Source organism: Frigoribacterium sp. AC759, from assembly GCF_979256015.1.
Genome location: NZ_CEEDMT010000009.1, coordinates 51,418 through 72,259, shown reverse-complemented (window position 1 = coordinate 72,259; position 20,842 = coordinate 51,418). Strand labels below are relative to the sequence as shown.

The window sequence follows — 20,842 nt, the reverse complement described above, 5'->3', positions numbered from 1 at the left end:
GCTCCGCCGCACCCCGCGCACACACGCCACCAACCCGCCGCACCCCGCGCACGCCCGCGCACGCGCGGCACGAACCCGCCGCACCCCGCGCACACACGCCACGAACCCGCCGCACCCCGCGCACGCCCGCGCACGCCCGGCACACACGGCGCGAACCCGCGCGCACCCCGCGAACCCGCTTGCCGTTGCGCCATGTATGCGCTTACACTCATCAGACTCACCTCGACGACGAATGAGAGAACCGTGGCGATGAAGCACACGTCAAGACCCCGCGCGCTGGTGCGAGCAGCGGCGGCCGCCACGGCGGCCGCGCTCCTGCTGGCCGGTTGCAGCATCCAGATCCGCAGCCAACCCGATCCGACGATCGGCGACGACACGATGCTGATCAACGCCGACAAGGGCAACCCGCAGTTCGAGCGGAACTTCAACCCGTTCCTCACGAACAAGCGCACCGCCTCCACGTGGATCTACGAGCCCCTGCTCGAGATCAACCCGCTCGACAACGAGATCACGCCGTGGCTCGCGAGCGAGACGACGCTGCCCGACGCGCGCACCGTCGACATGACGATCCGCAGCGGCGTCGAGTGGTCCGACGGCACCGAGATGACCCCGGCCGACGTGGTGTACACGTTCGACCTCATCAAGGAGAATCCGTCGCTCGACCTCAAGGGCGCCTGGCAGCACATCGAGACCATCGAGACCCGGGGCGACCACGTGGTCTTCCACCTGCAGACCGACGACGTGCCGGCGATGGAGATCATCGGCCAGACGACGATCGTGCCCGAGCACCTGTGGAAGGACGTCGACGACCCGACCACGTTCCGCAACCCCGACCCCGTCGGCACCGGCCCGTTCACGCTCGGCAACTACTCGCCGCAGCAGTACTCGATGGACAAGAACGAGTCGTACTGGCAGGCGGAGAAGATCGAGATCGGCCACCTCATCCTGCCGGCGACGAACAACCAGCTCGACACCGTCACGCGCGGCTACGACTGGTCGTACTCGTTCATCAGCGACGTCGAGGGCACCTGGGGTGCGGCCAGTCCCGACAACCACTTCTGGTTCCCGCCGGGTGGTGTGATCGGCCTCGTGCCGAACCTCACCAAGGCGCCTTTCGACGACGTGAACGTGCGTCGCGGCATCGCGCTGGCGCTCGACCGCGGTCCGATCGCCGAGTCGGCCACCGAGGGCTACCTCGAGCCGGCCGGGCAGACCGGGCTCATCCTGCCCAACCAGGAGGACGACCTCGACCCCTCGATCCCGAACGACGGCATCATCGAGCAGGACGTCGACGGCGCCCTCGCGGCCTTCGCCGAGTCGGGCTACACGCAGCAGGGCGACCGGCTCGTCGGCCCCGACGGTCAGCAGCTGAAGATCACGATCCTCACGGCCAACGGCTACACCGACTGGCTTCGGGCGGTTCAGGAGGTGCGGAGCCAGTTGGGCGCGATCGGCATCGACGTGCAGATCCAGGCTCCCCAGCCGGCCGGCTACCAGTCGGCCATCGCGAACGGCGAGTTCGACATGGCGATGGGCGGCATGGGCAACGGCAACGTGTACCAGGCCTTCAACAACCTGCTGAACAGTGAGTTCGCGACGCCGATCGGCGAGACCACGGCCGCCAACTACGAGCGCTTCAGCGACCCCGCGGTCGACGAGCTGCTCGACGAGTGGAAGGCCTCGACCGACCCCGCCGACCAGCAGCGGCTCTCGTACCAGCTGCAGAACGTGGTCTACGACCAGCTGCCCGTGATCGGTCTCTACTACGGCGGGCTCTGGGGTCTGTTCAACGACGCCAAGTTCACCGGCTGGCCCACCGCGGAGGACCCGTACATGGCCCCGCAGAACTACGACCAGGCACCGCTGCTGATCTTCACGAAGCTGAAGCGCGTGCAGAACGACGGGGGAGACCAGTGAAGTACGCCGCCCAGAAACTCGGTCTCTTCGTCCTCACCCTGTGGGCCGCGGTCACCCTGAACTTCATCCTGCCGAGGCTGATGCCGGGCAGCCCGACCGACGCCGCCATCGCGAAGCTGTCGCAGAACGGGCCCGTCACCGACGCGACCCGGGCCGCGATCGAGGCCCAGCTTGGCGTGCCGAGCGGCAACGTGCTCGAGCAGTACGTCAGCTACCTCGGCCAGGTCGTGCGTCTCGACTTCGGCACGAGCTACACGTTCTTCCCCGAGACGGTCGGCCACCTGGTCGGCCAGGCGCTGCCGTACACGCTGATCCTCGTCGGGGTCTGCACGATCATCGCCTTCGTGCTCGGCACCCTGATCGGCGTGGCCGCCGCGTGGAAGCGCGGCACCTGGCTCGATTCGCTGCCGACCCTGTCGGGCAGCTTCATGAGCACGTTCCCGTACTTCTGGACGGCGCTCCTGCTGCTGTTCTTCCTGGGCTACGTGCTGCACTGGTTCCCGACCACCGGCGCCTACGGGGCCACGACGACGCCCGGGTTCACCCCCGCGTTCGTCGGCGACGCCCTGCTGCACGCCGTCCTGCCCGCCATCACGATCCTCCTGACCAGTCTCGGCGGCTGGATCCTCGGCATGCGGAACGCGATGATCTCGACGCTCGGCGACGACTACGTCACCTTCGCCGAGGCGAACGGCCTCAAGGGCCGCACGGTCGCGGTGCGCTACGCCGCCCGCAACGCGATCCTGCCGAACCTCACCGGCTTCGGTCTCGCGCTCGGTGGCGTGGTCGGCGGCTCGATCCTGGTCGAGCAGGTGTTCGGCTACCCCGGCATCGGCTACCTGCTGTTCAACGCCGTCATCGGCCAGGACTACCCGCTGATGCAGGCCCTCTTCCTGATGATCACGGTCAGCGTGCTCGTCGCCAACTTCCTCGTCGACATCTTGTACGGCGTGCTCGACCCAAGGACCCGCCGATGACCTCCACCGTGTCCGTCCACCTGCCCGAGGGCGCGCCGCCGAGCGGCCCCGCCGAGCAGAAGGCGCCCAGTCGCTGGCTCACCATCGGCCGCATGGCCGCGACCATCTGGTCGAACCCCAAGGCGAAGATCGGCGTGATCATCCTCGGCGTCTTCGTGCTGACGGCGATCTTCGCCCCTCTGCTGGCCCCCTACGGCGGCAGCGAGAACGGCTTCGAGCGCAGCGCCGACGCGAGCTGGGCCCACTGGATGGGCACCACCGCCGCCGGTGAGGACGTCTTGAGCCAGCTGATCTACGGCGCCCGCATCAGCGTGCTCGTCGGTGTCGTCGCCGGCGTGCTGTCGACCGTCATCGCCGTCGCGATCGGTCTCAGCTGGGGCTACATGAAGGGCTTCGGCGGCGACGTCGTCGGCTTCATCGTCAACCTGTTCCTGGTCATCCCGGGTCTGCCGCTGATGATCGTCATCGCGGCCTACCTGCAGAACGGCGGCATCCTGGTCATCATGGCGGTCATCGTCGTGACCGGCTGGGCGTGGGGCGCGCGGGTGCTCCGCAGCCAGACGCAGTCGCTGCGCTCGCGGGACTTCGTCACGGCGGCCCGCTTCTCGGGCGAGAGCTCGGGGCGCATCGTGTTCCGCGAGATCCTGCCGAACATGACGTCGCTGATCACGGGCTCGTTCTTCGGTGCCGCGACCAGCGCGATCCTCGCCGAGGCGGGCCTCGAGTTCCTCGGGCTCGGCGACTCGTCGATCGTCAGCTGGGGCACGATCCTCTACTGGGCGCAGAACTCGAACGCCCTGCTCACCGGTCAGTGGATCCTGCTGTTCGCACCGGGTCTCTGCATCGCCCTGCTCGCGATGAGCCTCACCCTCATCAACTTCGGAGTCGACGCCGTCGGCAACCCCCGCCTCCGCGAAGGCGGAGCCAAGAAGGCCAAGGAGGCGCGCGCATGCGCGCTGGAGCTCAAAGAAACGCGAAGCGTTTCCGCGACGCCAGCGCCGAGCCGGCCTGCCGGATCGGACCAGCGAGCAACCGGAACAGAGGACGAATCATGAGCACGAGCAACGACGTCCGCGACGACGTCCTCCTCGACGTCCGCGATCTGAGCGTCGTGTACGAGAGCGCCGGGGCCGAGCCGGTCCAGGCGGTCGACCACGTGTCGTTCCAGCTGAAGCGCGGCGAGTTCGTCGGGCTGGTGGGCGAGTCGGGCTCGGGCAAGTCCACGCTCGGCTACGCGCTCACCCGGCTGCAGAAGCCGCCGGCCCGCACCAACGGCGGCAGCATCCTGTTCGACGGCGCCGACGTGCAGTCGCTCGGCACCGAGGCCCTCCGTCAGCAACGGCAGGGCGGCTTCGCGATGGTGCTGCAGTCGGGCATGAACGCGCTGAACCCGGTGCGCACCATCCGCAACCACTTCGTCGACGTCTTCAAGGCCCACGGCCACGTGCCGCGCGACCAGTGGCACAGCCGCGCCGTCGAGCTCGTCTCGAAGGTCGAGCTCGATCCGGGTGTGCTCGCGAGGTTCCCCGGCGAGCTGTCGGGCGGCATGCGTCAGCGCGTGTCGATCGCCCTGGCGCTCTCGCTCGAGCCGCAGCTGATGGTGTTCGACGAGCCGACCACGGCCCTCGACGTGCTCGTGCAGCACGCCGTGATGGACACGATCATCGCGTTGCAGCGCAGCGAGGGCTTCACGGCCGTGCTGATCAGCCACGATCTCGGCATCGTGCTCGAGTCGGCGCAGCGGGTGCTCGTGATGCACGAGGGCCGCATCGTCGAAGACGGCGCGAGCCTCGACGTGCTCGAGGACCCGCAGGACGACTACACCCGCATGCTGCTCTCGCACTACGCCGACCCGCGCGCCGAGGTCGTCTCGCTGCCGGGCTTCGAAGACCGCTCGGTCCGTCACGCGCGGGGCGAGCGCCGGGTCGACACGACCACCTCGGTGCCGACCGTGTCGACCCGCGGGCAGCGGATCGCGCAGCAGCCCATCGTGGTGAGCGGGGTGTCGAAGACCTACGCGCCTCCTCGGCGGGGCGACGAGCCCGTGCGCGCGGTGCGCGACGTCTCGTTCAGCCTCGAGCCGGGTCGATCGCTGGCCCTCGTCGGTCAGAGCGGTTCGGGCAAGAGCACGATCGCCAAGCTGGTGACGGGCGTCGAGCGCCCGACCAGCGGCAGCGTCACGTTCGGCGACACCGACGTGACGAAGCTGCGGGGTCGCGCGCTGCGGAGCTTCCGCAGCGACGTGCAGATGGTCTTCCAGGACCCGTACGCGGCGCTGAACCCGCTGCACACGGTCGAGTACACGCTCACCCGCCCGGTCGTGAACTTCACGGGCCTCACCGGTCAGGAGGCGCGGCGCCGGGTGCTCGAACTGCTCGAGACGGTCGGTCTGACGCCGGTCGAGCAGTTCGCGGCGAAGCTGCCGCACCAGCTGTCGGGCGGGCAGCGGCAGCGTGTCGTGATCGCCCGGGCGCTCGCCAGCGACCCGCAGGTGATCATCGCCGACGAGCCGGTCTCGATGCTCGACGTCTCGCTGCGGGCCGGCGTGCTCGCCCTGCTCGAGGATCTCCGCGAGCAGTGGGGCGTCTCGCTGCTCTACATCACCCACGACCTGCTGAGCGCGCGGCTGATCACCGACGACATCATGGTGCTCAACCAGGGCGCCGTGGTCGAACGGGGCGGCACGGCCGAGGTGCTGCAGCGGCCGACCGATCCGTACACGATCAAGCTGCTCGACGCGGTGCCGAACCCGCGGCGCTCCCTCGCACGGGGCGAGCTCCGATGACTCTGCACGACTTCGCGCCGCATCCCGTGTTCGGCGATCTGCCGGTCGCCGAGGGGGTCGACACGGTGGCGATCGACCTGCCCGTCGGCCGGCTGAGCGCCTACCGCGTCGTGCCCGAGGCCCCGGCCCGCGGCACCGTGCTCGTCGTCCCCGGGTACACCGGCTCGAAAGAGGACTTCCGCGTCACGATGCCGCTGCTGCGCGACGCCGGGTTCGAGGTGATCGTGGTCTCGCGACGCGGTCAGGCCGACTCGGTCGCGCCTCCTTCGCTCGACGATCACACCCTGGACGAGGAGGCGCGCGACATCGTGCGCATCGCCCCGCTGCTCGCAGACGGTCGCCCCGTGCACCTGCTCGGCCACAGCCTCGGTGGAGTGATCGGCCGCGCGGCCGTGCTGCAGGCGCCCGAGCTGTTCTCGTCGTACACGATGCTCTGCTCGGGCCCGCACGGCTGGGCGGATCGCAAGCACCTCGAACGCCACCTGGTCGCCGAGAAGGGCGGCGCCGCGCTGTTCGACTCGACGAACCCGATCACGCTCGGCCTCGACGACGCCGAGCTCGCCGCCCTCGACCCCGAGCTGGCGTTCGTCCGGATGCGCATGCGGCGGACCAGCCCGCACAGCCTGATCGGCGGTGCGCGGATCCTCGAGCTGCCGGAGGACACCACCGCGGCTCTCGCCGCCACCGGCGTGCCCGTGCTCGTCGCGCACGGCGAATGGGACGCCGCGTGGCCGATCCCGTGGCAGCGCGACATGGCCTCCCGGCTCGGCGCCCGCTACGAGATCGTCGCCGGCGCGTGGCATTCGCCGCAGATCGAGCAACCCGAGGCGACCGTCGCGCTGCTCGCCGACTTCTGGGGCTCCGTGCCGGGGTCGACCCGCGCCTCCTGACCCGCTCCTCCTCCACGATCACCGAAAGGAGCACTCCGTGCTCACCTTCCCCGAGAACTTCCTCTGGGGCGCCGCGACGGCGGCCCACCAGATCGAGGGCAACAACGTCAACTCCAACTGGTGGGTGCACGAGCACACGCCCGGCACGACCATCGTCGAGCCGAGCGGCGACGCCGCCGACAGCTACAACCGGTTCCGCGACGACATCCGCCTGCTCGCCGAGCTGGGGCTGAACAGCTACCGGTTCAGCATCGAGTGGGCCCGCATCGAACCCGAGCGCGGCGTCGTCAGCAAGGCGCAGATCGCGCACTACCGCCGCATGGTCGAGACCTGCCACGAGTTCGGCATCGAGCCGATCGTCACGCTGATGCACTTCACGGTGCCGCGCTGGTTCGAGCGCGACGGCTTCTGGCGCGCACCCGACGCCGCCGACCTCTTCGCCCGCTACACCGAGCTCGCCCTGCCGGTGGTGAGCGAGGGCGTCCGCTACGTCTGCACGATCAACGAGCCGAACATCGCGGCGATGCTCGCCGGCGGAGAGGACGCCTCGAACCTGGTCGCGTACGGTCTGCCGAACCCCGACCTCGAGGTGGCCGACGCGCTGCTCGCCTCGCACAAGCGCAGCCGCGAGGTGCTGTCGCAGATCGCCGGCGTCAAGTCGGGCTGGACGGTCGCGACCCAGGCGTTCAAGGCCGTCGACGAGCCGGGCGCCGCCGAGAAGACCCGTGAGTACGGCTACATCCGCGACGACTGGTACAGCGAGATGGCGGCCGGCGACGACTTCGTCGGCGTGCAGGCCTACACGCAGACCTTCGTCGGCCCCGAGGGGCCGCGCCCGGTCGCCGACGGGCTCGAGACCACGCTGACCGGCTGGGAGTTCTGGCCGCCGGCCGCCGCCGAGGGCATCCGCAGCGCGTGGGAGCTGTCCGGCCACGTGCCGGTCATGGTCACCGAGAACGGCATCGCGACCGCCGACGACAGCCGCCGCATCGCCTACACGCAGGGCGCCCTCGAGCACATCCACGACACCATCGACGAGGGCATCGAGGTGCTCGGCTACCAGCACTGGAGCGCCCTCGACAACTACGAGTGGGCCAGCGGATTCCGCCCCACCTTCGGGTTGATCGCCTGGGACCGCGACACCTTCGAGCGCACCCCCAAGCCCAGCGCGCGCTGGTACGGCGGCGTGGCGCAGGCCAACGGCCTCGAGCGCAGCTCGGCCGTGTGAGACCACGGCGTCGTCGCGTGCCGCGGCGGCGCCGTGCCCCATCCCAGGGCGCAGGAGGCGCGGGTCACCCGACCCGCGCCTCCTGCATCTCCGCCTCGACGGGTCACGACATGCCGCCCGCCTCGGGGCTCGGCGGCGCGTCGTGACCCCTCGACGCCGGATCGGAAGCCGGGATCAGAAGTGGGTGATGCTGTGCAGCGGTCGATCGGCGGCGATCATCGCCCGCACGGTCTGCACCGCCCCCTTGCGGCGTTCGCGCACGAGCCCCGCCGCGGCGAGGGTGACGGGGTCGACGCCGCCGAGCCAGAGCGAGCCGAGGGTCGCCACGTCGAGCTCGATGTCGGCCCGGCGCACCGCGGCGCGCTTGACGGTGGCGCTGCCGCCCTCGCTCGTGACGCGGAACGTGCCGGCCGCGTGCCCGAGCGAGTCGCCCACGGCGATCGTCACGACCCCGTCGGCCGCCCAGGGGCGCGCCTGCAGGGCCGCCACGGTGTCGAGCACCCGGAACCAGACGTGGTCCTCGTCGTGGGTGACCCGCACGGCCCGCCCGTCGACGAGGGCGTGCCCGAGCGGATCGCTCTGCTGCGCACCGGCGTACTGCACGGTCGCGACGAGGTCGACGGAGAGCAGCAGCTGCCAGAGGCCGAGGTAGGCGTCGTCGGTGGCCGAGACGAGATCGAGCACGACGAGGGTGCGCGCCCCGTCGGCGCCCTCGAGGCGGTACGCGACGTAGCCGTCGACCACCCCGGACGAGTCGCGGTGCACCGCGCCGCGCACCGCGGGGTCGGGGGTGCCGTCGGGGCGCTCGCGCCCGAGCAGGCGGTTCCACGCGCCCTCATGTCGGTCGATCGAGCCCGGGGTGCGGGCGTGGTACCGGGCGAAGACCGCCGGCGCGAGCTCGACGAGGGCGTCGCGCGAGACGAGCTCGGTGCTGCCCTCGGGGTCGCCGAGCAGGCCGGAGGCGCGGCGCTGGTCGACCTCGATCGTGCGTTCGCGCACCCCCACCCCGAACCCGAACCGACGGTAGATGGAGCCCTCGCTCGCGGTCAGCGCGGCGACCGCGAGACCGGCGCCCTTGGCGCGCGCGAGGTCGTCGGTCATCAGACGGCGGAGGAGCCCGCGGCGACGGTGGGTCGGCTGCACGGTGACACCTGAGATCAGGTGGGCGTCGAGCAGGCGGCCGCCGCCGACGTTCAGTGACTTGACGAACGACTCGAACGTCGCGACGGGCTGGCCCTCGGCGTCGAGGGAGCCGTCGCGGGGCTCGCGCGGGTAGACGCCCGTCTCGGTGCGGCCGTCGGCCGCGAGTCGGCGGGCCGTGCGACCGACGGCGTTCTCGTCGGGGGCCGCCTCGTGGAATCCGAGCGCCTCGGCACGGACCCAGCGGGCCGTCTCGGCATCGGCCCGCGGCTCGTCGTCGGTGGACTCGGGGGCCAGGGCGGCCGGGAAGGTGCGGATGTCGTAGTCGTCGTCGAAGGCAGTCACGGCGTCAGCCTAGGGCTGGCCCCCGACGTTGTCGTCGTCCCTGCGGTGGAGGCTCGTTCCGACGTATTGCCAGCACCGCCCCGGTGAAATATGATGTGAGGAATTATCTAGGATGAAGGAGGGCGGATGCTCGACGACGACGGCACCCGACACGACCACGGGGCACAGACGGACGGGCGGCCCGATGCGCGCAGCGATGCGCGGGCCGCGGCACGCATCAAGGCGGAGGAGGGCCGACGGCGAGCCCGTCGTCGGGAGCGCGCGACGGTCGCGCTGGTGAAGGGCGGATCGGCCGTGGTCGCGCTCGCGCTGGTGACCACGGTGGCCGCGGTGCTCGTGGCGTCGGCCTCGTCGCCGACGGGATCGGGCCCCGCCAACACCGCCGCGGACGGCGTCCGCGTCGGCACCGGTCTCGTCGCCGAGCGATCGCCCGCCCGGGCCGTCGACGCCGAACCCGACGCCTCGCCGACCCCCGGGGCCTCCGACGTGGCGGACATCGCGGTCTACGTCGACTACCACTGCCCGGGGTGCGCGCAGTTCGAGCTCGACAACGCCGACTACCTCACGGGTCTCGTCGAGTCCGGCGCGGCGACCGTGCAGATCCACCCGCTGTCCGTCACGGACCGGTCGTCGCTGGGCTCGCGGTACGCCACCCGGGCCGCCGCCTCGGCCGCCTGCGTCGCCGACCTCGAGCCCGACGGGTTCTGGGCGGTCAACCAGGCCCTCTTCGCCGCTCAGCCCGACCCGGGCAGCCGGGGGCACTCGATCGAGGGTCTGGCTCGGATCGTCGACGAGGCCCATCCCTTCGACGATCCCTCGGCCGTCGCCGAGTGCGTCGCCGACCAGCGCTTCGCGGGCTGGGTGACCGCGGCCACGAGCCGCGCGCTCGCCGGCCCCCTGCCCTACGACTCGGTCGAGGCGATCACGTCGACGCCCACCGCGATCGTCAACGGGGAGCTGTTCGACCCCGAGGTCCAGTCGTTCCCCGAGTTCGTGGCGTCGACGCTGGGCGAGGCCTACGCGGCCGAGACCGCCGGAGGTGTGCGATGAGCGCGTCGGGCGGAGCGCCCCGCTCGGGCCGCGACGTCGGCAGCGACGGCGTCGACATTCTCGCCGAGCTGGGTCTCGACCCCGCGCCGTCGCGGGGTGCCCGCCGACAGGCTGAGCGGCGTCGGAGGCGGCGACTGACCGTGGTCGTCGTCACGCTCGCCGTCCTCGTCGGCGTGCCCGTCCTGGCCGCGGTGGTCGGCGCCGGCTACCTGGTCCGTCTGGGGGCGTCGTTCGACGACCGCTCGACGACGATCGCCGGCGCCCTCCCCGAGTACGAGGGGCGCCCGGCCGCCGACGACGACGGGGCGGTCGACGTCCTCCTGCTCGGGTCCGACACCCGGGTCGAGGGCGAGAGCGGGCGTTCCGACACGATCATGCTCGTCCGGCTGCCGGCCGACCGCTCGTCCGTCGAGGTGCTCTCGATCATGCGCGACTCATGGGTCGAGGTGCCCGGTCACGGCGAGGCGAAGATCAACGCCGCCTACAGCTGGGGAGGCGTGCCGCTCACCGTCCAGACCGTCGAGCAGCTGCTGGAGGTGCGGGTCGACCACGTCGCCGAGATCGACTTCGAGGGCTTCCGCGCCATGACCGACGCCCTGGGCGGGGTCGTCGTCGACTCCGAGCAGCCCTTCACCGCGGGTCCGCACGAGTTCCGTCAGGGGCTGAACCGCCTCGACGGCGACGCGGCCCTCGCCTTCGTGCGCGAGCGCTACTCGTTCGCCGACGCCGATCACCAGCGGGTCCGCAACCAGCAGGCGTTCCTGACGGGTCTGGCCCAGGGGGTCGTCAGCCGAGGCACGCTGACCGACCCCGCCCGGGTGTCGGAGTTCGTCGGCGTCACGGCGGACCACCTGGCGGTCGATGCGTCGTTGACCCCGGCGCGCCTCCTCGAGCTCGGCTGGAGCTCGCGCGGGCTGACGCCGTCGAGCCTGCACGCCGTCACCCTGCCGGTCGCCGGTGGGGGCACGTCGGCGGACGGGCAGTCGTACCTCGCGATCGACCCGGCGGGTCTCGAGACCGTGCGTGAGGCCCTGCAGTCCGACGAGGCGCTGCCCGACGCCGCGCCCTGATCGGGCGCGGGCGCCGTCGTCCGCACCCCGCGCACGATGAAGCCCCGGGGCGAGCAGCATGCTCGCCCCGGGGCTTCGTCGTGTCGCCGAGGCGACTCCCGCCCTTCGGCGGGTCAGACCGGTGTCTCAGCGGGCCGGTGTGATGGTGGGCCCGGTGTGGGTGGCGGTCAGCGGGGTGCCGTTCTTCGACTGGATCACCTTGGCGGTGTAGGGCGCGTTGCCCAGCCAGCGCGAGACGCTCCAGTTCCCGTTCTCGTCGGCCTCGGCGACCAGCGGTGCGAGTCCGTAGCCGAGGTGCACGGCGATGTCGGCACCCGGGGTGGCGGTGCCGGTGAACGTCACGACGCTGCCCGCGGCGAAGGTGCTGCCGTCGACGGGTGCGGTCACGACGACCGGTGCGGTCGTCGCGGCAGGAGTGATCGTCGGTCCGGTGATCGACCCGCCGATCTGCTTGCCGTCCTTCGATTGCGTGATGGTCGCCGTGTAGGGCGCGTTGCCGAGCCAGCGCGAGACGGTCCAGTTCCCGTTCTCGTCGGCTTCGGCGACCAGCGGTGCCAGGCCGTAGCCGAGGCGGACCGAGACGGTGGCCTCCGGGGTGGCGGTACCGGTGTAGGTCACGACGCTGCCGGCGGCGAAGGTGCTGCCATCGACGGGCGCGGTGACGACGACAGGTGCGGTCGTCGCGGCGGGGGTGATCGTCGGGCCGGTGTGACGCTCGCCGATCTGCTTGCCGTCCTTCGACTGCGTGATGGTCGCGGTGTACGGCGCGTTGCCGAGCCAGCGCGAGACGGTCCAGTCGCCGGACGCGTTCGCGGTCCCCGTGACGGGTGCGAGGCCGTAGCCGAGGCGCACGGCGATGTCTGCGCCGGGGGTCGCGGTGCCGGTGAAGGTCACGACGCTGCCGGCGGCGAAGGTGCTGCCGTCGACGGGTGCGGTGACCGTGATGGGCTTCTCGGCGACCTCGCCGTCGTCGCCGTCTTCGGAGCCCTCGGCGACGCTGAACGATCGGGTCGACACGGCCGGTGCGGCGTCCTCCCAGAACGGGGTCTCGGTGACCGTCATCTCGTGGTCACCGGCGGACAGCGGTGCGTCGAGCTCGACGCGCCAGTTGCCGTCGGCGAACACGTCGGCCTTGCCGAGTTCGACGACGAGGGTCTCGGAGCCCTCCGTCGTGCTGCTGATGGCGACGGTCGATCCAGGGATCCCGGTGCCGGTGAAGACCTCGGTGTCGGCGGGGATGGTCTCGCCCTCGGCGGGCGAGGTGACGTCGATCGGGAAGATCTCGGAAGCGTCGAATCCCTCGGTGGGTTCGACCGCGACGGTGGTGCGGTCCGACATGGCCAGATCCCGGACGGTGATGACGTCGAGCTCCTCGCCCGCGTACTTGGCGTCGACGGGGATCATGAACGCGCCGTTCCAGGTGGTGTCGGCGCCGCCGATGAAGCGCCCCTCGTGCTGGACGATCACACCCGGCACGTCGAACTCGGTGGCGAAGTACGACGTCGTCCCCGCGATGGAGAAGCCGTTCTGGGCATCGCCCACGATCCCGTGGATCCGAGGTGCCTCGAGAGGCGACGGGTCGGGGGCGGCGACCGGCGTGAGGGGGATCTCGAGGGATCGGCCCCGGTTCTCGGCCAGGAGGCCGGTGACGGTGGCGGTCGCACCGGCGAGCGAGCCGTCGAGCTCGAAGGCGAAGCGTCCGTTGCTGCCGCGCACGGTCTCCTCGTGGTCTCCGACGACGATCTCGGCCGTGGTCGCTCGGTTGGCGATGACCCGGACGACGATCCTCCCCGACGCGTTCTCGGTGACCGACGACAGCATCGGCTGACTCGGCGTCCAGCCGGCGGCGGCGTCGTCATCGGCGTCGTCGACGACGGTGAAGGCCGTGCGCGTCTCCTGCTTCGCGGCGGAGGCCCAGGTCGGCGTCTCGGTGATGACGGTGTCGTGGCTCCCGGCGGGGAGCGCCGGCGAGGTGCAGCTCCAGTCGCCCAGCGACGAGACGCGGGTCTCGCACAGTGTCGAGGAGGCGCGGTTCGTCTTCTCGTCGCGGGTAACGACGATCTGCGAGTTCGGGATGCCCGACCCGGCGAAGGTCGCCTCGGGGGCCGCCAGCACGTCACCCGCCGTGGGTGATGCGACCTCGAGCGGGTGGACCTCGGAGGCGGTGTTGCGCTGGGTGGGGACGAGCGCGACCTGGGCCGCTTCGCTCGCATGGCTCCCGTAGGAGCCGGTCACGTCGATGACCTCACCTGCACGGGCGATCGGCAACGTCAACGAGAAGGCGCCGTTCTCGGAGGGGAAGTCGAACGACATGCCCGATCCCTCGGCCCAGACCACGGTCTTGTGGAAGAGGCCAGGGCGATGGGTGATCGTTCCCTCGATGACGAGATGGTCGTCGTCGTACTGGCTGACGGCGTGGACGACGGGCGTGCCGGGCGCGTCGTCCTCGCCCTCGGCGAACATCGGTCCGAGCACGACCTCGGCGGCTGAGCTGCTGCGCGAGGAGTAGTCGTAGGCGCGGATGGTCGCGGTCTTGCCGACGTCCTGCGCGGAGATCGAATGAGTGAAACGGCCGTTCCAGACCCCGACCGTTCCGCCGCTGATACCGTTCGCGACGTCGATTCGGACGAAGTCGGCGTCGGGCGCGAGGCCGCCGAGGGTGAGTCGGGAACCGCTCTCCTCAGCTTGGATGAAGGCGACCTGCGGCGTGGGGAGCGAGGCCGTGGCGCGGTCCTCCGCGTCGACGGCGGCAGCAGCCCGGTCGCCGTTCGCGGGGACGGCCGCGGCCGAGAGCGGGGCGGTCGCCCCGAGGACGAGGGTCGCGAGACCGGCAGTGGCCAGCCCGGTGATGATCTTGGACATGTCTTCTTTCGACTGGGGACGGTGAAGACCGATCGGGGCGGCCATGTCGTATATTACATTCGCAGAGCGCGCACCCTGACCCCGTGATCGCATCGAGGGGCGGCGGGATTTTCGAGCATCGACGGAGGCGCGCCATCAGCAGTCGGAGAGCGTCACCATCGTGGCCGCGAGTCGACGAAGCCCCCGGAGCGAGCGTGGGCTCGTTCCAGGGGCTTCGTCGTGTCGTCGAGGCGGCTCACGCCAGTGGACGGTTCTCCGCCGTGTCTTAGCGGGTGGGGGTGATGGTGGGCCCGGTGTGGGTGGCGGTGAGCGGGGTGCCGTTCTTGGACTGGATCACCTTGGCGGTGTAGGGCGCGTTGCCGAGCCAGCGCGAGACGCTCCAGTCGCCGGAGGCGTTCGCGGTCCCGGTGACGGGTGCGAGTCCGTAGCCGAGGTGCACGGCGATGTCGGCACCCGGGGTGGCGGTGCCGGTGAACGTCACGACGCTGCCCGCGGCGAAGGTGCTGCCGTCGACGGGTGCGGTCACGACGACCGGTGCGGTCGTCGCGGCAGGCGTGATCGTCGGGCCGGTGTGCGACCCGCCGATCTGCTTGCCGTCCTTCGATTGCGTGATGGTCGCCGTGTAGGGCGCGTTGCCGAGCCAGCGCGAGACGGTCCAGTTCCCGTTCTCGTCGGCTTCGGCGACCAGCGGTGCCAGGCCGTAGCCGAGGCGGACCGAGACGGTGGCCTCCGGGGTGGCGGTACCGGTGTAGGTCACGACGCTGCCGGCGGCGAAGGTGCTGCCATCGACGGGCGCGGTGACGACGACAGGTGCGGTCGTCGCGGCGGGGGTGATCGTCGGGCCGGTGTGACGCTCACCGATCTGCTTGCCGTCCTTCGACTGCGTGATGGTCGCGGTGTACGGCGCGTTGCCGAGCCAGCGGGACACGGTCCAGTTCCCGTTCTCGTCCGCTTCGGCGACCAGGGGCGCCAAGCCGTAGCCGAGACGGACCGAGACGGTGGCCTCAGGGGTGGCCGTGCCGGTGTAGGTCACGACGCTGCCGGCGGCGAAGGTGCTGCCGTCGACCGGTGTGGTGACGGTGATCGCTCGCTCGTCGGACTCGCCGCCTTCGGAGTCGTCGCCGTCTTCGGAGCCGTCGGAGCCGTCGGAGACGGTGAACGAGCGGGCCGAGGTGACCGAGGCCACGCCCGGCCAGTACGGCGTCTCGGTGACGGTCATCTCGTGGTCGCCGGCCAGCAGGGGAGCAGTGACGGGCACGCTCCAGCTGCCGTCGCCGAGCACACTCGTGATGAGCGGCGCGTCGCCTTCGGTGGCCGACGACTCGATCGAGATCCGCGCGCCGGGGATGCCCTCGCCGACCAGGGAGGTCAGGTCGGGGGTGACGCTCTCACCCTCGGCGGGCGAGGTCACCTCGAGCGGGAACGCCTCGGAGGCCGTGTTGCCCTCGGTCGGCTCGACCGTGATCGTGGTCGCCTCGGAGAGTTCGGCGTTCCGGACCGTGATGAGGTCGATGTCCTGACCGGCGTACTCGGCCGGGATGGCGATGAAGAACGCGCCGTTCCAGGTGGCCCCCGTCGCACCGATGAACTCGCCGTCGACCTGCGCGATCACCGACGGGACGGAGTACTCGTCGTCGAAGTACGAGGTCGTGCCCTGGACGTAGAACGGCTCGCCCTCGGACTTCGTCACGCCGTGCGCCTGCGGGGCTGCCAGCGGCGAGCCCGCCGGGGCCTCGGTCGGGGTCAGATCGATCTCGATGGAGTCGCCATCGCCCTCAGGGGACACACCCGTGATCGTCGCGGTCTGGCCGAGCATCGATCCGTCGAGCGTGAACGGGAATCGACCGTGCTGCCCGCGGGGCAGGGTCTCGCTGTGGTCGCCGACCTCGATGCGGGCCTGGCCCGCGCCGTTGACGATGGCACGGACGATCAGGCTGCCGTCGGCCTCTTCCGTCACCGACGACAGGATCGGGGTCGCGGGGCCGCCGGTGTTCGACGCGCCGGGATCGGGCGTGGTGTCGGCGACGGAGAACGCGGTGCCCGCGGTCTGCTCCGGCGCGGTGGTCCAGGTGGGCGTCTCGGTCACGACGGTGTCGTAGCTCCCGGCGGGAAGCGCCGGCGAGGTGCAGCTCCAGTCGCCGAGCGAGGTCACGCGGGTCTCGCACAGGGTCGAGGAGGCGCGGTTCGTCTTCTCGTCGCGGCTCACGACGATCTGCGAGTTCGGGATCCCGGACCCCGTGAACGTCGCCTCGGGGGCCGCCAGCACGTCGCCCGCCGTAGGCGACTCGACCTCGAGCGGGTGGACCTCGGAGGCGGTGTTGCGCTCGGTCTCGACGAGCTCGACCTGGGCAGTTTCACTCGCGTGGCCCCGGTAGTAGGCGGTCACGTCGATGATCTCGCCGGCGCGCGAGGCGGGCACGGTGAGCGAGAACGACCCGTTCTCGGACGGGAAGTCCCATGACATCCCGGATCGGTTGGCCCACACCTCGGTCTTCGAGAACAGATCGGGCTGGTGCGCCACGGTGCCCTCGATGACGAAGCTGTCGTCGTCGTACTGGCTGACGGCGTGGATGACGGGCGTGCCGGGCGCCTCGTTCTCGCCCTCGGCGTACTGGGGCTCGAGGACGAAGTCGACCTCGACCACGCCCTGCGGGGTGTACGAGATCAGCGTGGCGTTCTTGCCGAGGTGGGCGATGTCGATGAGGGCGGCGAAGCGGCCGTCGACGACACCGGCGCCTTCGCTCGGTCCGCCCTCGACGCGGATGCCCACGACGCGGGCGCCCGGGGCCATGCCCATGACCGACAGCTCGTCGCGGTCGGACGGCTCGATGGAGGCGATGCGAGGTGCTGCGGCGGCGGTCGCCGAGGTGGATGTCGAGGACGGTGACGCCGCGGCCGTGGTCTCGTTCGCGACGGGGGCCCCGGAGCCCGGTTCTGCGGCGACGGGTGAGGCCGTCCCCAGGGTGAGTGCGGCGAGACCGGCCATGGCCAGCCCGGTGGTGATCTTCTTCTTCATGTCTTCTCTCGGATGAGGTGCAGGGAAGACCGATCGGGGCGGCCGACTCGTATATTACATTCGAATCGCCCTCATCGAGACCGTGGGAGTCAGTCGATGGACCGCTGGACGCCCTTCACCGGAAGCATCAGCAGGAGCCCGGCGAGCAGCACGAGGGCGATGCCGACGATGCCGTAGCGCGTGTCGCCCGTCGCCGAGACGAACAGCGTGAAGAGCCCCGGGGCCAGGAAGCTCACCGCGCGCCCCGTCGTGGCGTAGAGGCCGAAGATCTCGCCCTCGCGCCCCGGCGGCGTGACGCGGGCGAGGAACGACCGGCTCGCCGACTGGATCGGCCCGACGAAGAGGGCGAGCGCCAGGCCGAAGACCCAGAAGAGATCCGTCGCCGTCCCGATGGCGAGCACGGCGAAGGCGGCGATCACGAGACCGACGAGCGACCCGACGATGATCGTCTTCGCCCCGAGCCGATCGTCGAGCCAGCCGCCGACGAACGTGCCGATGCCGGCCACGAGGTTCGCCCCGACCGCGAAGTAGATGACCATGCTCGGGGTGAAGCCGAACACCTGCGCCGCGATGATCGCGCCGAAGGTGAACACCGCTGCGAGGCCGTCGCGGAACACCGCGCTGGCCAGCAGGAACAGCAGCACCTGGCGGTTGGTCCGCCAGAGCTTCGCGATCGTGGAGCCGAGGAGGCGGTACGAACCCCACAGCCCCACCCGCGCGCGTGCCGCGGTGGCGGGCGGTTCGGGCACCGCGAGCAGCACCGGCACCGCGAACACGGCGAACCACGCGGCGGAGACGAGGACGGCCCAGCGGACGTCCCACGCGCCTCCTTCCGTCCCGGTCGGCACGGCGAGGAGGCCGCCGCGGCCGTCGACGCCGAAGCTCTGCAGGAACGCGACGAGCAGCACCAGCAGCAGCACGATGCCGCCGACGTAGCCGAGTCCCCAGCCGAATCCCGACACCTTGCCGATGGTCTTGGGCGTCGAGACCTGCACGAGCATCGCGTTGTAGTTGACGCTGGCGAACTCGAAGAAGATGTTGCCGACGGCGAGCAGGGCCGCGCCGAACACGAGGTAGCCCGGCACCGGGGCGACGAGGACCATCGCGGCCATCGCCGCCACGACGAGGCCGGTGTTGACCGCGAGCCACAGCTTGCGTCGGCCGGAGCCGTCGCTCCGCTGACCGAGCACGGGTGCGAGCAGCGCGATGAGGATGCCGGCGATCGTCAGCGCGGTCGAGATGACCGTCGCGTTCTCGGCCTTGGCGAGCACGAGGGCCGCGTTGCGGGTGTCATCCCCCGCCGACGCGACGATCGCGGGGTCGACGAACGCGCCGCTCGCCAGATAGGTGCTGAAGACGAACGAGGTGACGACGGCGTTGAACGCGGCCGAGCCCCAGTCCCAGAGCGCCCACGAGATCACCCGGCCACGGGGGATCGGTGCGGTGTCGGCGAGCGTCTGCGCTGCGGTCATGGGGGTCAACCTAGTCGGCGGGGGTGTCCTGCCGGCACCGCGCCTCCTGCGGGGGCGACCCCCGTTCGAGACTTGAGTGTTTCTGGCTCAACTTTCAGCTTCACAGCTTGACCTCGGCGAGGGCGCGAGTAAAGTTGAGCCTGGCCGACTCAAGGCCGGCCCCACAAGTTTCCGCAACAGCGCACCACGAAGGAGAACAGCACATGGCACGTGCAGTAGGAATCGACCTCGGAACCACCAACTCGGTCGTCAGCGTCCTCGAGGGCGGCGAGCCCACCGTCATCGCGAACGCCGAGGGTCTGCGCACGACCCCCTCGGTCGTCGCGTTCACGAAGGACGGCGAGGTGCTGGTCGGCGAGACCGCCAAGCGCCAGGCCGTCACCAACGTCGACCGCACCATCGCGTCGGTCAAGCGTCACGTCGGCACCGACTGGAAGGTCGAGATCGACGACAAGAAGTACACGCCCCAGGAGATCAGCGCGCGCATCCTCGCGAAGCTGAAGCGCGACGCCGAGCAGTACCTTGGCGAAGAGGTCACCGACGCGGTCGTGACCGTGCCCGCGTACTTCAACGACTCCGAGCGTCAGGCCACGAAGGAGGCCGGCGAGATCGCGGGTCTCAACGTGCTCCGCATCATCAACGAGCCCACCGCCGCGGCCCTGGCCTACGGCCTCGACAAGGGCAAGGAGGACGAGCTCATCCTCGTCTTCGACCTCGGTGGCGGAACCTTCGACGTCTCGCTGCTCGAAGTGGGCAAAGACGACGACTTCTCCACCATCCAGGTGCGCAGCACCTCGGGTGACAACCGCCTCGGCGGCGACGACTGGGACAACCGCATCGTCGAGCACCTGATCAAGAAGTTCAAGGACAACAACGGCGTCGACCTGTCGACCGACAAGATCGCGAAGCAGCGCCTCAAGGAGGCCGCCGAGCAGGCCAAGAAGGAGCTGTCGTCGAGCACCTCGACCAGCATCCAGCTGCCCTACCTCACGCTGACGGCCGACGGCCCGCTCAACCTCGACGAGACCATCTCGCGTTCGCAGTTCGAGCAGTGGACGAGCGACCTCCTCGACCGCACCAAGAAGCCCTTCAACGACGTCATCAAGGAGGCCGGTGTCAAGGTCGGCGACATCTCGCACGTCGTCCTCGTCGGCGGTTCGACCCGCATGCCGGCCGTCACCGAGGTCGTCAAGCAGCTGACCGGAGGTCGTGAGCCCAACAAGGGCGTGAACCCCGACGAGGTCGTGGCCGTGGGCGCCGCCCTGCAGGCCGGCGTGCTGAAGGGCGAGCGCAAGGACGTCCTGCTGATCGACGTCACCCCGCTGAGCCTCGGCATCGAGACCAAGGGCGGCGCGATGACCAAGCTCATCGAGCGCAACACGGCCATCCCGACCAAGCGCAGCGAGACCTTCACGACGGCCGACGACAACCAGCCGTCCGTCGCCATCCAGGTCTTCCAGGGCGAGCGCGAGTTCACCCGCGACAACAAGAACCTCGGCACCTTCGAGCTGACCGGCATCGCCCCCGCCCCGCGTGGCGTGCCGCAGATCGAGGTCACCTTCGACATCGACGCCAACGGCATCGTGCACGTGTCCGCGAAAGACAAGGGCACCGGCACCGAGCAGTCGATGGTCATCTCCGGCGGCTCGTCGCTCTCGAAGGACGACATCGAGCGCATGGTCCGCGAGGCGGAGGAGCACGCCGCCGAAGACAAGGCGCGTCGCGAGGCCAACGAGACCCGCAACAACGCCGAGCAGCTCGTCTACTCGATCGAGAAGCTGATCAAGGACAACGACGACAAGCTCCCCGCCGACGTCAAGTCCGAGGTCCAGGCCGACGTCGACGCGCTGAAGTCGGCCCTCGCCGGCGACGACGAGTCCGCCGTCAAGCCCGCCTTCGACAAGCTCAACGAGAGCCAGTCGAAGCTCGGCCAGGCCATCTACTCGCAGGGCCAGGCCGACCAGGCCGGTGCCGCGGGTGCCGCCGGGCCCGAGGGCTCCGAGGGCGACGGTCAGACCCCGGCCGACGACGAGGACATCGTCGACGCCGAGGTCGTGGACGACGACGACAACGACAAGAAGTAGAGGCCC

The 20,842-nt window shown here is 70.6% G+C and carries 13 protein-coding genes; 9 read left to right on the top strand and 4 right to left on the bottom strand.

Going from position 1 to position 20,842, the window contains the following annotated elements:
• The first annotated feature begins 249 nt into the window (after positions 1–249).
• From ACZ6JE_RS08995 to ACZ6JE_RS08970, 6 genes are read left to right on the top strand one after another with little or no spacing between them, the layout of a single operon-like run.
• Positions 250–1,917, top strand: coding sequence for an ABC transporter substrate-binding protein (locus ACZ6JE_RS08995; protein ID WP_320478088.1), 1,668 nt, complete (start codon positions 250–252; stop codon positions 1,915–1,917).
• Entirely contained in the window at positions 1,914–2,894 is a 981-nt protein-coding gene (locus ACZ6JE_RS08990) for an ABC transporter permease (RefSeq protein ID WP_192061607.1), read from the top strand. The genes ACZ6JE_RS08995 and ACZ6JE_RS08990 overlap by 4 nt, the downstream gene beginning before the upstream one ends.
• Complete coding sequence (locus tag ACZ6JE_RS08985; protein ID WP_464318741.1) at positions 2,891–3,949, top strand: ABC transporter permease; 1,059 nt, start codon at positions 2,891–2,893, stop codon at positions 3,947–3,949. Before ACZ6JE_RS08990 ends, ACZ6JE_RS08985 begins: the two co-directional genes overlap by 4 nt.
• Positions 3,946–5,679, top strand: coding sequence for an ABC transporter ATP-binding protein (locus tag ACZ6JE_RS08980; protein ID WP_464318740.1), 1,734 nt, complete (start codon positions 3,946–3,948; stop codon positions 5,677–5,679). The genes ACZ6JE_RS08985 and ACZ6JE_RS08980 overlap by 4 nt, the downstream gene beginning before the upstream one ends.
• Positions 5,676–6,569 carry an alpha/beta fold hydrolase gene (locus tag ACZ6JE_RS08975; RefSeq protein ID WP_464318739.1) on the top strand — a complete coding sequence of 298 codons (894 nt, stop codon included), beginning with the start codon at positions 5,676–5,678 and terminating at the stop codon, positions 6,567–6,569. The genes ACZ6JE_RS08980 and ACZ6JE_RS08975 overlap by 4 nt, the downstream gene beginning before the upstream one ends.
• A 37-nt stretch (positions 6,570–6,606) precedes the next feature.
• Positions 6,607–7,797, top strand: a complete 1,191-nt coding sequence (locus ACZ6JE_RS08970; RefSeq protein WP_464318738.1) for a glycoside hydrolase family 1 protein — start codon at positions 6,607–6,609, stop codon at positions 7,795–7,797.
• Positions 7,798–7,971: 174 nt separating this feature from the next.
• Here ACZ6JE_RS08970 and ACZ6JE_RS08965 read toward each other — a convergent pair whose 3' ends face one another.
• The gene (locus tag ACZ6JE_RS08965; RefSeq protein ID WP_192061602.1) at positions 7,972–9,282 is read right to left on the bottom strand and encodes a GNAT family N-acetyltransferase; all 1,311 of its coding nucleotides are present in this window, start codon (positions 9,280–9,282) and stop codon (positions 7,972–7,974) included.
• 126 nt (positions 9,283–9,408) lie between these two features.
• Between ACZ6JE_RS08965 and ACZ6JE_RS08960 the strand changes: the two genes are divergently transcribed.
• A complete protein-coding gene (locus ACZ6JE_RS08960; RefSeq protein ID WP_464318737.1) occupies positions 9,409–10,332 on the top strand; it encodes a DsbA family protein in 924 nt (307 codons plus the stop codon).
• Positions 10,329–11,402, top strand: coding sequence for an LCP family protein (locus tag ACZ6JE_RS08955; protein ID WP_464318736.1), 1,074 nt, complete (start codon positions 10,329–10,331; stop codon positions 11,400–11,402). The genes ACZ6JE_RS08960 and ACZ6JE_RS08955 overlap by 4 nt, the downstream gene beginning before the upstream one ends.
• A gap of 126 nt (positions 11,403–11,528) precedes the next feature.
• Here ACZ6JE_RS08955 and ACZ6JE_RS08950 read toward each other — a convergent pair whose 3' ends face one another.
• From ACZ6JE_RS08950 to ACZ6JE_RS08940, 3 genes are all read right to left on the bottom strand, one after another.
• Positions 11,529–14,264: an Ig-like domain-containing protein gene (locus ACZ6JE_RS08950; RefSeq protein WP_464318735.1), complete on the bottom strand. Its 2,736-nt coding sequence runs from the start codon at positions 14,262–14,264 to the stop codon at positions 11,529–11,531.
• Positions 14,265–14,529: 265 nt separating this feature from the next.
• A complete protein-coding gene (locus tag ACZ6JE_RS08945) occupies positions 14,530–17,280 on the bottom strand; it encodes a hypothetical protein (protein WP_464318734.1) in 2,751 nt (916 codons plus the stop codon).
• Positions 17,281–17,369: 89 nt separating this feature from the next.
• Positions 17,370–18,752, bottom strand: a complete 1,383-nt coding sequence (locus ACZ6JE_RS08940) for an MFS transporter (protein ID WP_464318733.1) — start codon at positions 18,750–18,752, stop codon at positions 17,370–17,372.
• Between the two features lie 203 nt (positions 18,753–18,955).
• On the opposite strand from ACZ6JE_RS08940, the gene dnaK reads away from it, so the two are divergent.
• Complete coding sequence (dnaK, locus tag ACZ6JE_RS08935; protein ID WP_192061593.1) at positions 18,956–20,836, top strand: molecular chaperone DnaK; 1,881 nt, start codon at positions 18,956–18,958, stop codon at positions 20,834–20,836.
• Positions 20,837–20,842: the final 6 nt, after the last annotated feature.

Excerpts from the sequence above, each read along its gene's own strand:
- ACZ6JE_RS08945 (WP_464318734.1), bottom strand. The coding sequence starts at position 17,280 with ATGAAGAAGAAGATCACCACCGGGCTGGCCATGGCCGGTCTCGCCGCA.
- ACZ6JE_RS08940 (WP_464318733.1), bottom strand. The coding sequence starts at position 18,752 with ATGACCGCAGCGCAGACGCTCGCCGACACCGCACCGATCCCCCGTGGC.
- ACZ6JE_RS08960 (WP_464318737.1), top strand. The coding sequence starts at position 9,409 with ATGCTCGACGACGACGGCACCCGACACGACCACGGGGCACAGACGGAC.
- dnaK (WP_192061593.1), top strand. The coding sequence starts at position 18,956 with ATGGCACGTGCAGTAGGAATCGACCTCGGAACCACCAACTCGGTCGTC.
- ACZ6JE_RS08985 (WP_464318741.1), top strand. The coding sequence starts at position 2,891 with ATGACCTCCACCGTGTCCGTCCACCTGCCCGAGGGCGCGCCGCCGAGC.
- ACZ6JE_RS08995 (WP_320478088.1), top strand. The coding sequence starts at position 250 with ATGAAGCACACGTCAAGACCCCGCGCGCTGGTGCGAGCAGCGGCGGCC.
- ACZ6JE_RS08975 (WP_464318739.1), top strand. The coding sequence starts at position 5,676 with ATGACTCTGCACGACTTCGCGCCGCATCCCGTGTTCGGCGATCTGCCG.
- ACZ6JE_RS08955 (WP_464318736.1), top strand. The coding sequence starts at position 10,329 with ATGAGCGCGTCGGGCGGAGCGCCCCGCTCGGGCCGCGACGTCGGCAGC.
- ACZ6JE_RS08980 (WP_464318740.1), top strand. The coding sequence starts at position 3,946 with ATGAGCACGAGCAACGACGTCCGCGACGACGTCCTCCTCGACGTCCGC.
- ACZ6JE_RS08950 (WP_464318735.1), bottom strand. The coding sequence starts at position 14,264 with ATGTCCAAGATCATCACCGGGCTGGCCACTGCCGGTCTCGCGACCCTC.